The sequence below is a fragment of the Odoribacter sp. N54.MGS-14 genome, assembly GCF_000980295.1.
In the GTDB taxonomy this organism is placed as follows: domain Bacteria; phylum Bacteroidota; class Bacteroidia; order Bacteroidales; family Marinifilaceae; genus Odoribacter; species Odoribacter splanchnicus.
Genome location: NZ_LARL01000002.1, coordinates 74283 through 87068 on the forward strand (window position 1 = coordinate 74283; position 12786 = coordinate 87068).

Below are 12786 nucleotides of genomic sequence, written 5' to 3' on the forward strand. Positions count from 1 at the left end.
CACTTTAATCTAACTTCAACACAGCCAGGAAAGCTTTTTGAGGAACTTCGACATTTCCGATCTGTTTCATCCGCTTCTTTCCTTTTTTCTGCTTTTCCAGCAATTTTCTTTTCCGGGAAATATCCCCCCCATAACATTTGGCCGTCACGTCTTTACGCACTGCTTTGATTGTCTCCCGGGCGATGACTTTAGCTCCGATCGCTGCCTGTACGGCGATATCGAACTGTTGACGCGGTATCAGTTCTTTGAGCTTCTCACAAATGCGACGCCCGAAACCATAGGCATTATCGAAATGAATCAATGCCGACAGTGCATCGACGGACTCTCCGTTTAATAAAATATCCAGTTTCACCAGATTTGCCCGCCGATATCCGATCTGATAATAATCGAACGAAGCATATCCTTTCGTTATACTTTTCAATTTATCGTAAAAATCGAACACAATCTCTCCTAAGGGCATTTCATAGGTGATCTCTATCCGGTTACCGGTATGATATTGCTGGTTGATCAAAATCCCCCGTTTCCCAAGACACAAGGTCATAATCGGACCGATATAATCGGCCGGAGTAATAATCTGGGCACGGATAAACGGTTCCTCTATAAAATCCAACGTGCTGGCAGAAGGCATATCCGAAGGATTGTGCATCTCATAGACCTCGCCTTTGGTGGTATGAGCGATATACATCACATTCGGAACCGTGGTAATCACATTCATATCGAATTCCCGGTCCAGACGTTCCTGAACGATCTCCATATGGAGCATTCCCAAAAATCCGCAACGGAAACCGAATCCCAAGGCTGCCGAAGATTCAGGTTCGAAAGTCAGCGATGCATCGTTCAATTGCAATTTCTCTATCGAAGCCCTCAAATCTTCGTAATCTTCCGAATCAATAGGATAAATCCCGGCAAATACCATGGGTTTCACTTCTTCGAAACCATCGATGGCAACATCACAAGGTTCGTCGACATGAGTGATCGTATCTCCGACTTTTACCTCGGAGGAAGTTTTGATACCTGAAATAATATATCCCACATCACCGGTCTCGAGCACTTGCCGTGGCTCGGGTTTTAAACGGAGTACACCGATCTCGTCGGCTGTATATTCTTTCCCGGTGTTAACGAATTTCACCACATCTCCGGTGCGCAAACTCCCGTTTACAATACGGCAATAAGTAATGATTCCCCGGAAAGAATTGAATTCGGAGTCGAAGATCAAAGCCTGTAAGGGCTGATTCGGAAAACCTTCGGGATGCGGTACCCGCTCGACAATCGCCTGCAAAATTTGCTCTACCCCCAACCCGGTCTTTCCACTGGCCTCGATAATATCCTCGCGTTTACATCCGATCAATTCCACAATCTGATCTTTCACCTCTTCCGGCATAGCATTCGGCATGTCCATCTTATTCAGTACAGGAATAATTTCGAGGTTGTTCTCTACGGCCAGGTAAAGATTGGAAATCGTCTGAGCCTGTATTCCCTGAGTAGCATCGACGATCAGTAAAGCTCCTTCACATGCTGCAATAGAACGCGATACTTCATACGAAAAATCGACATGTCCCGGAGTATCGATCAGATTCAAAACGTACTTCTTCCCTTCAAAATGATAATCCATCTGAATGGCATGGCTCTTGATCGTGATCCCACGCTCCCTTTCGAGGTCCATATCATCGAGTACCTGCGCCTGTAAATCTTTACCGGTTACCGTCCCGGTATATTCCAACAAACGATCGGCCAATGTACTCTTCCCGTGATCAATATGCGCTATAATACAGAAATTGCGGATGTTTTCCATGAATCAATTCTTGATTTATGATTTTGCTATCTTTTCTCTTTTATTATTTTGGGGTGTAAAGATACGAAGAAAAATGAAATAATCTGCAATAAGAATATTTACAAACAAATCGTTATTTTTGCAGAAGAATCAAAAATCAATATTATGGTAAAATCAATGACCGGTTTCGGAAAAATCACCATCGAAAACGGAAATAGGAAAGTCGTGATCGAAATTAAAAGTCTGAATTCAAAAACCCTGGACTTGAATCTGAAGATGCCTAATCTTTACAAAGAAAAAGAAATGGAAATCCGGAATATAGTAAAAGAACAATTAGACCGGGGGAAAGTAGAAATGTGTATCTACTTTGACAATACAGAAAGCGATAAGGATGTGACCATTAATAAGCCTGTAGTAACTCAATACTTCAATCAATTACTAGACATCGCCAACGAATTGGGCATCGAAGCCGACAAAAACAAGATTCTCCAAACCGTCATGCGTTTCCCCGATACCTTGCAAATCAAATCGGAAGAGTTGGAAGATACCGAATGGGAGGCTTTGGAAGCTGGAATAAAAAAAGCTTTGGAAGAAATCAACAAATTCAGAATCCAGGAAGGAAAAGCTTTAATCAAAGATATATGTCACCGCATCGAACTTATTCAGGAACTGTCTGCTCAGGTACCTCAATTTGAAGTAAAACGTGTAGAAGTCATCCGTCAGAAATTACAGGAAAAAATCAATGAATGGACGGATATTCAAAATATCGATGAAAACCGGCTGGAACAGGAAATTATCTACTACCTGGAAAAATTGGATATCACAGAAGAGAAAGTCAGGTTGGCCAATCACTGTAAATACTTTTTGGAAACGATCGAACATGAAGATGCTCCGGGCCGGAAAATCGGTTTTATCGCTCAGGAAATCGGTCGGGAGATCAACACCATGGGCTCTAAAGCCAACGACCACGACATCCAGAAACTCGTCGTAAAAATGAAAGACGAACTGGAAAAGATAAAAGAGCAAAGTTTGAATGTCCTATAAGTTTTTAAAGTCCGTAAAGTTTATAAGATTTTTAAAGTTCATGGACCCTGCAGGCGCTTGGTGTTAAACATAATAAGGATAAATCATGAAGATTGAACGTTTTGAAGATAGTCTGGCATGGCAAAAGGCAAAAGAGTTGTGTATAGAAATCTATTTGCTATTCGATAAAAGCCATGATTTCGGTTTTAAAGACCAAATCGAAAGAGCAACTGCTTTGATTATGAATAACATCACCGAAGGCTATGAACGAAAATCAAACGTCGAACTCAGATACCGAAACAATACCTAAAATGTTATCGAACTTTATAAAAAAACTTTGATCCCACTTTATAAACTTTACAAACCTTATAAACTATCATCGTATGGGAAAAGTAATTATTTTTTCAGCACCGAGTGGAGCGGGTAAGAGTACAATTGTAAATTACTTATTGGAAAAGGGGTTAGGGTTGGAATTTTCTATTTCAGCAACCTGCCGGGCTCCCCGGGGAAAAGAAATACATGGTAAAGAGTATTATTTCTTTACAGCAGATGAATTCAGGAAACGAATTGAAAATAAAGAATTTTTGGAATGGGAAGAGGTGTATCCGGGATGCTACTACGGTACGCTTCTCAGTGAAATCGACCGGATCTGGGCGAAAGGTCATACTGTATTGTTCGATGTCGATGTCGTAGGCGGCCTAAATATCAAAAAGAAATTCGGAGACAATGCGTTATCGATCTTTATTCAGCCCCCATCTGTAGAAGTACTACGCCAACGCTTGACCGGCCGGGGGACCGATGCTCCTGAAAAAATCGAACAACGCCTGGCAAAAGCAGAATACGAAATGACTTTCGCAGACAAATTCGATACGATCATCGTCAACGATAAGCTGGAAGAGGCCTTCCGGGAAGCAGAAAAAAAAGTGAGGGATTTTTTAAAATAATGCTACAATGAACTATTTTACGTCAAAAACTGCGGAACAATTAACTCTGGTATCTATTTCCCATGCCCGCGAAGGGAAAGCCGGAGAATTAAAAAAAGCCTGTCTCGACCTCATCGAAAAGACCCGTCAGGAAGAAGGAGCTATCAGTTACCATTTGTATGAAGATCGGGAAGACCCCTGTCAATTCATTTTTCATGAAATATGGGCAAACGAAGAACTTTGGAAAAAACATACCCAAAGTGAACATCTGCAAGCTTTTCGGGCCCGCAGAGACGAACTGACAGACCGAAAACCGGTTTTACAACGCTGGGAACGTTCGGAAGCTCCGAATCCCGTGATAGTCCCGGATTCGTTGGTATTGTTCGCCTATAACCGGAACAAAGGAAATACTGAAAAAGAATGGCAAAAAATTCTCGAAGATCTGATTGCGCCTACATTAGCTGAAAAAGGGGCTTTGCATTATGAATTACATGTCAGTAAAGACGATCCGAAAGATTTCATGTTTCACGAAACCTGGCAGACTGTCGAAGATTGGAACGCTCACATGGCAGCCCCCCATTTGATCAGTTTAGTCGGGATCTTAGACCAGTATACAGAAAACGGCATTACCGTTATCAAAACCAAGCCGATCGATTAATGACTCCGATTATTGGTATCAGCACAAATCTCCATACCGTAGATAAAGGTAAATTTCTGGGGATGGAAAGGATATACGTCAACAAAGACTATATCGATGCAGTCGTTAAGGCAGGGGGCATTCCCCTGCTTCTTCCCCCGGTAGCCGATCGGGCTTCCATTGTCCGGTATGCCGAAGTCTGCGATGGTTTTATTCTCTCGGGCGGAGGAGATATCAACCCCATCTTATACGGAGACTTCCCTCATCCCTGCCTGGAGGAATTTCATACCGGACTCGATCGGGCACAATGGGCGTTGACCGAAGAAATCCTAAGGACAGACAAGCCTCTATTAGCCATTTGCCGGGGAATACAATTATTGAATATCGTATTGGGCGGTACGCTTTGGCAGGATATCACAGCCATCGGCCATCCGGTTATGCTACACAGCCAATACAGCCCACGGGAGGATATTTTCCACCCGGTAAGTATTGAAAAAGATTCTATTTTAGGCCGACTTTGGGGAGAGCAACTGGAAGTCAACAGTTTTCATCACCAATGCCTGAACCATTTAGGACGTCACCTGAAAATCACAGCGACAGCCCCTGATGGAGTTATCGAAGCTGTCGAAATGCCCGATCACACTTTTGTTGTAGGTATCCAATGGCATCCCGAAATGCTCCTGGCCGGTTCGGACAAAATGTTACCCTTATTTCAGCAACTCATCGCTCACTGTCGGAGGGAATAACCGAACTTTCGGGTATCGTCGGCAAAAACAAAACCGACCTGTGGTATCGCCGGAATTTTATCATTCCATCCAACTGGAAAGGGAAACATATCCTTCTACATGCCGGAGCTGTAGACCGCTCCAAAGCCATGAAAAATACCGATCTGGTTCTACTTCCTGAGTCTCAAACTACTGATAACGGCCGAAACAACAGCGATAACGGCTCCAAAAATCAAAGCATATCGCATCCCATGTCCGGGAAATATAGCAAACAGGACTGCCACAAAAGCCGCACCGACAGTCTGTCCCAAGAGCCGGGCCATCCCCAGCATACCACTGGCTCCGCCGCTACGTTCTCTGGGAGCCGATGCAATAATCGTACTATTGTTGGGGGTAATAAAGAGACCGAAACCTATACCTCCTAAAAACATACGCCAGATAATATCGATATGTGAAGGATGTGCAGGCATCATCGCCAACAACAAAAGAGCCGTACCGAATATCATCAATCCGATCCCCCCCAATAAACCGGCATTGTAACGATCCATCAAACGCCCGGCCAGCGGAGCTGTAATCATAGTGGCCAGTGGCCAGGGTGTCAGCAATAACCCCGTCGCAACTTCACTCAGGTGTAATACCCGTTGAAAAAAGAAAGGAATAGACACCAAAGCCAGCATTTGTGCTATAAAAGAAAACACGGAAGTCAGCAAGGATAGGGAAAAGATCTTATTACGCAGCAAATCGACCGGAAGCAAAGGATAAGTCTGCATTTTCTGACGTTTGATAAAAAACCAGCCGATGATCAGCATGATAACAAAACCCGGAATCAGAATATACCAATGAATATCGTGAGCAAATCCATCGATTACACATATCAGCAAACCAAAAGTCAGGGCATTCATTACCGCACTCGTTACATCAAAACGTTATCCTTCTACTTTTACCGGATTCTGGGGTAAAAACTTCAAACTCAATACAAATGCAACCAGTCCTATGGGCACATTGATGGCAAACAACCAGGGCCAATCGGCAATAGCTAAAATACCGGCAGCAACAGTAGGGCCGGCAGCAGCAGCGACAGCAATGATCAACCCGTTGATTCCCATTCCACGGGCCAAAAAACGGGCCGGAAAAATCACCCTCAGTAAAGCGGTATTGACACTCGTGATCGCTGCCGCACTGAAACCTTGTAAACCACGGGCTATAACCAAAGTAATAAACGAATCGGAAAGAGCACATATCAGCGAAGTCACTGTGAACATACTCAAGCCCAACACATACACCCGCTTATATCCCCAAAGATCACCCAAAGAGGAAAAAGCCAGTAAAGAGATGGTCATTGCTAACTGAAAAGCATTTACTACCCAGATAGAACTGGATGGATTGACATGTAAATCTCCGGCAATCGTAGGCAAAGCAACGTTCGCAATAGCCCCGTCCAACACGGCCATCGTCATCCCCAAAGCAATTACTGCCATGGCCCAATTCCGCCGTGGCAAAGGCAAACCGTCTTGTTGTATTTCACCCATAACAAGTTCATAAAGTACTGGATATAATACGAAAAGTCCTGAGTTTTGTTAGAACTCATCCTTCCTGTTCTACGTAAACCTGAGAAAAAGGCTATGAAAACAATAGACAAAAGCACTGTAAAAGAGTTCAATTTACAACGTTATCTTGGTAAATGGTATGAAATCGCCCGCTACGATCATCGTTTCGAACGGGGTCTGCATTATGTCACAGCAGAATATTCAAAACGCCCGGATGGGAAAATCAAAGTTCTGAATTGTGGTCATCAAGATGCTGTCGACGGTAAAGAAAAATGTAGTATCGGGAAAGCACGGCCTTCCCATAACGGTCAGCCCGGTCAATTGCAGGTCGCTTTCTTCCTGTCGTTTTACAGCGATTACAACATTCTCGAGTTGGACCCGGACTACCAATGGTCGCTGATCGGCAGTTCCACAGACAAATACCTGTGGATTTTAAGCCGTACTCCTCATCTCGACCAAAATACCCTAAACCAAATTCTGGAAAAGGCCCGGCAACGAGGATACGACACTTCCCGTCTGATTTTTCCCCAACAGCCCGAATCATAACTGCCGAACTCTTCTCATTATTCAGGGATCACTTTCGTGATCTCTTCTTTTTGAGTATAATAGAAGATACACCTCACTTCCTGTAAATCGGGATATAAGTTTATGCGCAAATATTCATATTGCGGGAGCTGCTTTAATGAAGCTTTGCGTTGGGCAGCATCCTTTGTAGTGTCGAGAATACGCAAGACGGCAGCTTTATCAGGCAATTTCGACTGTTCGACCAATTGCCGCAATCCGGCCCAATTTTCACCGATATATTCGAGCTCGATCTCTTGGGCCTCCATCTGTTTCCGTTCGACTAAACGCTGTTTCATTTGTTCGGCCCGTTGTTCGGCTAACGAGGCATTGAAAGTCGCCGTACCTATAGGAGACGAACTTCCGGCAATGACTAGTTTTTCCAGGCGCATCGTTGAATCCGATCGAAATGAATCGACCAACTTCATCATTCGTTTCATGCTCGAAGCGTTGCCGTCATATTCCCGGTTGAAGATATATTGTCCTGAAGGAAAGAAAAATTCGAATTCCGATACTTTTTGTACCATCACTCTTTCTTTTGCGTACTTCACCCGAACCGGTCCCGGCCCCATAGGCAACCAGATCACTCCATCGGCCAGGGTTAAAACTTCAATATGTTTCTCCCGGTCACAAGCCTCTAACGTCACATCAGCCCTCAATTTAGCTTGTGCCATCCATAATTCGAAAGGCACTGTTTCCGACAAACGGACCTGCATTCCTTCTCCTTCCGATATAAGCCGAAGAGCTTCGGGATAATCCGGTTGTTTATCCGTCAAGGCAGTTAACCGCTTTTCTTGCCGAAGATTGTTTTTTCCGCTAACGACCAAAGGAGTCAAATCATAGCGATGCCCGGCAGACAGAAAATAAGGTTGATAAACCATACGGGCACAGGAAGGGATAAACCCATGAGGTATATTCAATGTATAAACTATTTTTATCGTATATGGATCTGTATGTTGATCGACAAATAGTTGCAAGCGGGAAGGAGTAATAGTCAAAGCCGGTTTCTTCTCAATCCGTTTCACACCGCTCTCCAGCAACAATATGCATAAGCATCCCAATAATATTCCGATCGTTTTTTTCATTTCTGCCTGCTTTTAAAAAGATACATGAAACTAATACTTAATTTTGTCGGTCCCCAATAGTTGCGATGTCCGGTGTCTATAAATCGTCCGCATCGGTTACGTAAATATTTATCGTACTTCAAGTAAGCATACCCGATTCCAAGTTCTGTTTCCAAGTTCCAGTGTTTACCGATGATCCATTGGTAACCATAAGAAAAACCACCACCGACACCCCATCCGTCATAACGGTATTTTTTTAAACCACCGTTATATTTTCCTCCATGTGCATGTACTCCGATAAAATGCCCCATAAACCGGCGACAAGTCCAATAACGCCATTCCGGCTGAACCGCCCAATGCATAATCTTCTTATTCCCACGGAAATGAAAGGGATTATAATTTGCCGTCATATCTAATGTCATTCGCGGAGCTAAAGCGATTTCTCCACCGATATTCAAAGTCGTAGTCGCCCAATAGGCCAGATTTGTTTTCACGGCATATTTCTGTGCAAAACCGACACTCGATGTAAACAAAAGTAAAATAAATCCTATTCGTTTCATTCGTTCTATAACTTTTACCTATTTCTGACGTTTTTGATATTAACGAATACCGCTATCCTAAAGTTTTACTTATTTTTGTAAAAACAAAAGCTATGAATAAAAAGATCATCCGGAACGCCCGTATTATCACGATGAATGAAAGGTTAGATATTCTCCCTAACGGAAATATCCTGATCGAAAATGGAAAAATCAGTGCCATCACGACTCAATCTTTAGAAGATACCGATGCGGAAATCACAGACGCAGAAGGGATGTTCTTATTACCTGGGCTGATCAATACACATACTCATCTTCCTATGACTATGCTAAGGGGCTTTGCAGATGATCTTCCGCTGCATGAATGGCTTACCGGACACATCTTTCCGGCAGAAGCCCGGTTGGTGACTCCTGAAAATGTCAGAATCGCTACCCGGCTGGCTTTTATCGAAATGATCAAATCGGGTACGACCTGTTTCAACGACATGTATTTTTTCGAAGATATCATAGCCGAGGAGGCTAAAAATGCCGGTATCCGGGGAGTTATGGGAGAATCGATGATCGACTTTGCAACAGCGAGCTTTCAAACGGTAGACGAAGGTCTTGCCCGATGTGAAGCTTTGATCCGAAAATGGCAAGGAGACTCTATCATTCACCCTTCCGTTTGTGTACATGCCCCATATACCTGTTCCCAAGCCACTCTCCAACAATCCAAACAACTGGCAGACCGGTACGGTACTCTTCTTCAGATTCATGTCGCAGAAACCCGGCAAGAAGTCGAAGACATCACAGCCCGAACAGGCATGCCACCTGCCGAGTACCTCCATTCGATCGGGCTTCTCGACCGGAACGTGATTGCAGCCCATTGCGTATGGCTCAATCCGAAAGAGATCGAACTCCTGGCCCGAACCGGGACTTCGATCGGCCATTGTCCCAAAAGCAATCTAAAATTAGCCAGTGGCGTTGCAGATATAGACACTTACCTGAAAGCAGGAATTACTGTCGCTTTAGGAACAGACGGAACGGCGAGCAACAACACCCTCGATTTAGTAGAGGAAATGCGTTTTGCCGCATTGCTCGCTAAAGTCGTCCATTACAACCCGGAGGCTGTAAAAGCCCAGACAGCCCTCCGGATGGCTACCATCAACGGAGCAAAAGCCTTGGGACTCGACACAATAACCGGTTCGATCGAAATAGGAAAAAGAGCGGACCTGATATTGATACATGCAGATGCTTCCAATATGCTTCCTGTTTATGATGAATACTCAGCCATTGTCTATGCCATGAACAGTAAAAATGTACGCTCTTCTATGGTAAATGGGGACTGGATCATGCGCAACCGGATCGTATGCCATGTAGACAAAGAAAATACGTTGGAGGCAATCAAACAACTCTCCGGTCAAATCCGAAAAATGTAAGCGATTTTCAAAAATAATTTGTAAATTATTGTTGATAAAGTATAATTTTGTAGTTTAAAAATCAAAAACCAGAACTATGAAAAATTTAATATTTATCAGCGCATTTACCTTTTTATTCAATTGGACAGCAGCAGCTGCCGGTCACATTAGCCGGGATTCAAGCTGGACATACGGAGGTAACGGAGGATTAAATTTATCTCAGGTTAGCTTAAGCAATTGGGCCTCAGGAGGCGAGAATGCGGTCGGCTTCGATGTATTACTCAATTATAGTGCCGATTATAAAAAGAATAAACATTTGTGGCAAAACCGGATCGAAATGGCTTATGGCTTGAATCAAACGGAAACAAGCGGAACGAAAAAAACGAATGACAAACTTTATTTTTCGTCGACCTATGGCTACGGAATGACTAAAAGCCTTTATTTGAGTGCTCTGTTGAACTTCAACACGCAATTTGCGAAAGGGTATGATTATAAAACAGAACCCCGGACTTATATTTCACGTTTTATGTCTCCGGGATACCTGACTACCGGTCTAGGTTTGACCTGGAATCCAAAGAATTGGATAACAGCTACCTTTTCGGCCATTTCCTGGCGGGGAACTTTTGTCAGTAGTAAAATTCTTTCCGACGAAGGTTCATTCGGTGTCGATCCCGGCGAGCATCTTTTTTCAGAAATGGGTGGTAACTTAAAGGTAGAAGTAAAATACGAATTTCTGAAAAATATGACGATCTATTCACGAGTCGATCTTTTCTCGAATTATCTGGAAGATCCGCAAAACGTGGATGTCCGTTGGGATGTACAATTAAATATGACCGTGAATAAATGGTTTTCGGCCAATATTTCCACAAACCTGATCTATGACAACGATACTAAAATCGTTCAAAAAGATGGAAGTAAAGGGCCACGCTTACAATTTAAAGAAAGTCTGGGTGTAGGATTTCAGGTAACGTTCTGACTATTTTAAATATATTTCACATGTATAGCGCTTATTTCCCACAAAATAAATCTAGATTTGTAGTATAAACTATTTAGGTATGGATAAATTACTTTACGGAGACTTTGAAGAACAATACACCGATTACGAAACGGCGGAAATAGCTATTCTTCCTGTGCCTTACGATGGTACAAGTACTTGGCTGAAAGGAGCAGACAAGGGACCACGTGCCATACTCGAAGCTTCGCCCAACATGGAATTTTACGATATCGAAACCGATTCGGAAGTATATAAACACGGTATCGCCACTTTAGAACCCGTTACGGCCGATTCTTCTCCCCAAGCTATGGCTCAGGAAGTCGAACAGCGCGTGGAAGCTATCTTGAAAGATAAAAAGTTCCCGGTGTTATTGGGTGGGGAACACTCGGTCAGTATCGGTGCTTTCAAGGCTATAGCCAAATACTATGATACATTTTCTATCCTGCAACTGGATGCTCATTCGGATATGCGGGACGAATACGAAGGTTCGCCTTACAATCATGCCTGTGTTATGGCCCGGGGCAAAGAAATTACCCCAAGTGTCGTTCAGGTAGGTATTCGTAGCAGCGCCATCGAAGAAAAGCACAATATCGATCCGGACCGTATTTTTTATGCCCATGAAATTAAAGAATCGGACGATTCTACCTGGATGTACGAGGTGTCTCAAAAACTCCACGATAATGTGTATGTCACAATCGACCTGGACGTATTCGACCCCGCTTATATGCCGTCGACAGGTACCCCCGAACCCGACGGACTGACCTACCGGACAGTGTTGACTTTGCTCAAACTAATCAACGAACGCCATAATATCGTCGGTCTCGATGTTGTCGAACTTTGTCCGAACGATATCAATAAAGCCCCGGATTTCCTGGCCTCAAAATTGATTTATCAGATCCTGAGTATACGTTTCAAGCAATAACCCCGATCAATGCTCACCTATCTCATTACCGGAATAACCGTTGTGGTCTCTTTTATTTGTTTCAACAACAGACTATTGTTCGATAAACTTTCGCTCAAACCCTATCGGATTGTACATGCAAAGGAATGGTACCGTATCATTTCGCATGGTTTTGTTCATGCAGACTGGGTACATTTATTCGTGAATATGTTTACTTTCTGGTCATTCGGCAAGTATATCGAAGATACATTCCGTTATCTGGGATTCGGAGAAGGGGCTTTTTTATTACTCTACTTCGGAGGGATGGTTGTAGCTTCTGCCTCCGATGTGATCCGTTACCGTAATGCGGCATGGTACACTTCTATCGGAGCTTCCGGTGCGGTTTCTGCCGTTTTATTCACAGCCATATTCCTGAATCCGTGGGACAAAATTCTGCTTTTTGCCGCAATTCCCATTCCAGGTATTCTGTTCGGCCTTCTTTATTTAGCTTACTGCCAATATATGGCCCGCCAGGGAAGTGACAACATCAATCATAATGCCCATTTTTACGGGGCGATCTATGGTTTCCTATTCCCTATAGTTCTGGAACCAAGGCTTTTTCAAGCTTTCCTGAACCATTTTTAAGTAGGAATATTCAGTAAATGTCCCTATAAAATACAATGGCATATGAAGATGCCCCAGTATAATCACTTCATATGTCATTTTTA

At 43.4% G+C, this 12786-nt stretch carries 13 protein-coding genes and 1 pseudogene; 10 read left to right on the forward strand and 4 right to left on the reverse strand.

Annotated features, from left to right (window positions below; translation table 11 throughout):
- Positions 1-4: 4 nt before the first annotated feature.
- Complete coding sequence (gene lepA, locus WS42_RS00885; RefSeq protein ID WP_013612729.1) at positions 5-1792, reverse strand: translation elongation factor 4; 1788 nt, start codon at positions 1790-1792, stop codon at positions 5-7.
- 144 nt (positions 1793-1936) lie between these two features.
- On the opposite strand from lepA, the gene WS42_RS00890 reads away from it, so the two are divergent.
- The 5 genes from WS42_RS00890 (at position 1937) to WS42_RS00915 (ending at position 5100) form a co-directional block, all read left to right on the forward strand.
- On the forward strand, positions 1937-2815 hold the full coding sequence (locus WS42_RS00890; protein WP_013612730.1) for a YicC/YloC family endoribonuclease: 879 nt from the start codon (positions 1937-1939) through the stop codon (positions 2813-2815).
- A gap of 85 nt (positions 2816-2900) precedes the next feature.
- Complete coding sequence (locus WS42_RS00895) at positions 2901-3104, forward strand: four helix bundle protein (protein ID WP_013612731.1); 204 nt, start codon at positions 2901-2903, stop codon at positions 3102-3104.
- 73 nt (positions 3105-3177) lie between these two features.
- Positions 3178-3738: a guanylate kinase gene (gene gmk, locus WS42_RS00900; RefSeq protein ID WP_013612732.1), complete on the forward strand. Its 561-nt coding sequence runs from the start codon at positions 3178-3180 to the stop codon at positions 3736-3738.
- Positions 3739-3745: 7 nt separating this feature from the next.
- Entirely contained in the window at positions 3746-4375 is a 630-nt protein-coding gene (locus WS42_RS15215) for a putative quinol monooxygenase (protein ID WP_087383588.1), read from the forward strand.
- On the forward strand, positions 4375-5100 hold the full coding sequence (locus WS42_RS00915; protein WP_046450643.1) for a gamma-glutamyl-gamma-aminobutyrate hydrolase family protein: 726 nt from the start codon (positions 4375-4377) through the stop codon (positions 5098-5100). The genes WS42_RS15215 and WS42_RS00915 overlap by 1 nt, the downstream gene beginning before the upstream one ends.
- A gap of 149 nt (positions 5101-5249) precedes the next feature.
- Here WS42_RS00915 and WS42_RS00920 read toward each other — a convergent pair.
- Positions 5250-6608: pseudogene (locus WS42_RS00920) on the reverse strand (MFS transporter).
- Positions 6609-6701: 93 nt separating this feature from the next.
- Here WS42_RS00920 and WS42_RS00925 point away from each other — a divergent pair.
- Positions 6702-7172, forward strand: a complete 471-nt coding sequence (locus tag WS42_RS00925) for a lipocalin family protein (RefSeq protein WP_013612736.1) — start codon at positions 6702-6704, stop codon at positions 7170-7172.
- Positions 7173-7189: 17 nt separating this feature from the next.
- On the opposite strand, the gene WS42_RS00930 is transcribed toward WS42_RS00925, so the two are convergent.
- Together WS42_RS00930 and WS42_RS00935 are read right to left on the reverse strand one after the other, a co-directional pair.
- A complete protein-coding gene (locus tag WS42_RS00930) occupies positions 7190-8272 on the reverse strand; it encodes an OmpA family protein (RefSeq protein ID WP_013612737.1) in 1083 nt (360 codons plus the stop codon).
- A complete protein-coding gene (locus WS42_RS00935) occupies positions 8269-8811 on the reverse strand; it encodes a DUF3575 domain-containing protein (RefSeq protein ID WP_013612738.1) in 543 nt (180 codons plus the stop codon). The genes WS42_RS00930 and WS42_RS00935 overlap by 4 nt, the downstream gene beginning before the upstream one ends.
- A 92-nt stretch (positions 8812-8903) precedes the next feature.
- Between WS42_RS00935 and WS42_RS00940 the strand changes: the two genes are divergently transcribed.
- From WS42_RS00940 to WS42_RS00955, 4 genes are all read left to right on the forward strand, one after another.
- Positions 8904-10205 (forward strand): amidohydrolase, encoded by a 1302-nt coding sequence (locus WS42_RS00940; RefSeq protein WP_013612739.1) that lies wholly within the window; start codon positions 8904-8906, stop codon positions 10203-10205.
- Positions 10206-10281: 76 nt separating this feature from the next.
- Complete coding sequence (locus WS42_RS00945; RefSeq protein WP_046402559.1) at positions 10282-11160, forward strand: DUF3078 domain-containing protein; 879 nt, start codon at positions 10282-10284, stop codon at positions 11158-11160.
- A gap of 79 nt (positions 11161-11239) precedes the next feature.
- A complete protein-coding gene (gene speB / locus WS42_RS00950) occupies positions 11240-12100 on the forward strand; it encodes an agmatinase (RefSeq protein WP_013612741.1) in 861 nt (286 codons plus the stop codon).
- Between the two features lie 9 nt (positions 12101-12109).
- Entirely contained in the window at positions 12110-12703 is a 594-nt protein-coding gene (locus tag WS42_RS00955) for a rhomboid family intramembrane serine protease (protein ID WP_046450644.1), read from the forward strand.
- Positions 12704-12786: the final 83 nt, after the last annotated feature.